This is a genomic window from bacterium (assembly GCA_040757115.1).
In the GTDB taxonomy this organism is placed as follows: Bacteria; UBA9089; CG2-30-40-21; order CG2-30-40-21; family SBAY01; genus JBFLXS01.
The window spans coordinates 1-2,438 of sequence record JBFLYA010000059.1; the positions used below are offsets into that span (position 1 = coordinate 1).

The window sequence follows — 2,438 nt, forward strand, 5'->3', positions numbered from 1 at the left end:
CCCTATTCACCTGAATTAAATCCAGTGGAACGGCTTTGGGATTGGATACGGAGATATTATCTTAGTAACCGAATTTATCAGGGTTATGATGAAATAGTGGATGTTTCTTGCCAGGCTTGGCTGGAAGCAACTAACGACAATAAACGCTTAAATTCTATGTGTTGGTTCTCTTGGATTAAATCGGCAGAAATTAATTAGAATTGATGTTATTCACTTTTATGTTTAGCTCCGAATGATTCGCAAGTTAAAAAAGCTGTTGAAGAATTGAAAAAGAAATGGACTAACAAACAAGGATGGTTCTGCCACTATTTTTTTGTTGAAGGTCTATTTAAAAAATTACAGGTGGGATGCCCAATGGCTGGACTAATGGCGCTGGAAGTGTTCTCAAAAGTTCCAGAACTAAAAGAATCGTTCTATGCTCAAAATGCCTATTATCCGCTTAAATTCCACTATGAGTATGGAAAAACTATCTATTATTTTGGTCGTTCTAAACGTTTCTGGACCTTAAAATATCCCTTTATATGGTATAATGCATTATATTTAGCAGAGGTGTTAACTCGTTTTGAATTTGTAAGAAATGAAAAGTTAGTCAAAGAATTAGTTGAGTGGATAGAGCACTCGCAGGATGAACAAGGACGGTTTATACCAACATCTATGTTTATGCATTATAAAAATTGGGATTTTGCTAATAAAAAAGAGCCATCTCCGTGGATTACTTTTCTATGCTGTAGAATATTAAAGAGGTGGTATGGTTAATATGAAGCAACATTGCATAATTGTTCAATAAGGACAAATAAGAAAAAAGGGGGTTACAATGAATAGCTTTAGGTTAAAAATTATGTCATTTTTGGGAGTGTTCATTCTTAATTTTTCTATTTTGTCTGCTCAACCAACAGAAGAAGGTTTATTAAAAGCCTGGGAGGAATTACAGAAGAATGATCCTAAGACAGTAGTTTTTGAAAAAATTAAAGAAAGATGCTACAAATTCAAAACTGAATGGTTTCCTTTTGATGGTGAGTTAAAGGTGCTTAATATTATTGTTGATGATACCTACGCTCACTTTGAAGGTGGGTATTACAGAGGCACTATTGAGGTTGAATTAGTTGGTTTACCTGACGATATTCTCAAAAAATATTCTTATAGTCATTCAATGTGGTGCTCGAAGAATAGCCTCTGTTTTGATAATAAAATAGGGAAGTGGCTAACTTATGGAGACCATGGGGCTGAACTGGCGAAAAGAGCACAAAAATATCCATCGTTTCTATTTAGAGTGCAAGAAATCTTCTATTATGTATGGATTATTGTATTGGGTGCATTTTTAGTTTATACTATAATTAAATTCAACAGAGTTATAAAGATATCGGAAGAAAGTTATAAGGTATTGAAGGAAATATCAGAAAAATTAAAAGACAAAACCGAAAAATAAAGTATTTGCCTAATGAAAAAGATAGAAAGCGGTATTTTTCTAATCTTAATTACAACGGTATTGATGCTTGCTGCCTGTGGGAAGATAACTTGGCCTCTAAAGGTAAAGGTTGAGTTAAAAAATTTCGATCAACAGGTATCACGAAAGTGCCTATTTCAACTTGTACCGAACAAGTCAACTTTACAAGACCTATGTATACACCAAAGACCATAACCATGTTTTTTATATCCAAATATTATCAAAAGATACAACACTTGATGACTATCGAGCGCATCAATGTTACCGGAAAGAAACGCTTGCTTTTACTCCATAGGTTTCAATTACGAGTGTATATTGTCACCTAACCCATCGCTGCAGTCGACCTCGCTTACGCTCGGCGGCTGAGCTCGGTCGTTAGATACTTTAGACGCTACAATGGTGAGATATAGATATGTTCAATTTTTTTAACCTATCAGATGATAGGGTAGTTTATAGGGATGTAAGTTTTTTCAACTTTCATAATCACTATTTATCCGAGTTTCAGACTGAAATAGCTAAATTGATCACAGGTAGCACTCTTATTATAACCAGCGTCGATGGTGGTATAGACGAACACTTGAAGAAATTCCTCGAAAATCAAAAACTGCATTTTGATTTCTCAAAGAATGTCTGTCTTTTGTACCCGGAATCTCTTACAGGATTTTTTGATATTATTCTCACTACTCCTGAGGTAGCATTTTATTGCTGCAAGACAAAACCTCCAGAAGCCGCGCTCAATAATATTACACAAGGTTATGTGGAGGAATTTGGTAAAATTTCTAAGAAGATACAAATGTTGAAAGCTATCTCCGAAGAAATGGAGCTTTTGAAAGCGTTTCTTTATATATCCCAAGGCAGTTGTAATTTGTTTCTTGCGTTAAAGGAGGCAACGGATTAAAGTATCTAACAACTCGCTGCAGCCGACCTCGCTTACGCTCGGCGGTTAAGCTCTATCGTTAGGCTGCTAAAGAAAGTATATCTGAATAGCGCTTAC

General features: G+C 35.2%; 3 protein-coding genes and 1 pseudogene. All 4 read left to right on the forward strand.

Going from position 1 to position 2,438, the window contains the following annotated elements; translation table 11 throughout:
- The 4 genes and pseudogenes from AB1422_06985 to AB1422_07000 all read left to right on the forward strand — a co-directional run bounded on the left by AB1422_06985 (nt 1) and on the right by AB1422_07000 (nt 2,342).
- A pseudogene (locus AB1422_06985) lies at nt 1-120 on the forward strand (transposase).
- Between the two features lie 234 nt (nt 121-354).
- Complete coding sequence (locus AB1422_06990) at nt 355-756, forward strand: hypothetical protein (GenBank protein MEW6619075.1); 402 nt, start codon at nt 355-357, stop codon at nt 754-756.
- 58 nt (nt 757-814) lie between these two features.
- Nucleotides 815-1,426, forward strand: a complete 612-nt coding sequence (locus AB1422_06995) for a hypothetical protein (protein ID MEW6619076.1) — start codon at nt 815-817, stop codon at nt 1,424-1,426.
- Nucleotides 1,427-1,856: 430 nt separating this feature from the next.
- Complete coding sequence (locus tag AB1422_07000) at nt 1,857-2,342, forward strand: hypothetical protein (protein ID MEW6619077.1); 486 nt, start codon at nt 1,857-1,859, stop codon at nt 2,340-2,342.
- Nucleotides 2,343-2,438: the final 96 nt, after the last annotated feature.

Bases quoted from the DNA above. Each gene is read 5' to 3' on its own strand.
- AB1422_06995 (MEW6619076.1), top strand. From the start codon at position 815: ATGAATAGCTTTAGGTTAAAAATTATGTCATTTTTGGGAGTGTTCATT.
- AB1422_06990 (MEW6619075.1), top strand. From the start codon at position 355: ATGGCTGGACTAATGGCGCTGGAAGTGTTCTCAAAAGTTCCAGAACTA.
- AB1422_07000 (MEW6619077.1), top strand. From the start codon at position 1,857: ATGTTCAATTTTTTTAACCTATCAGATGATAGGGTAGTTTATAGGGAT.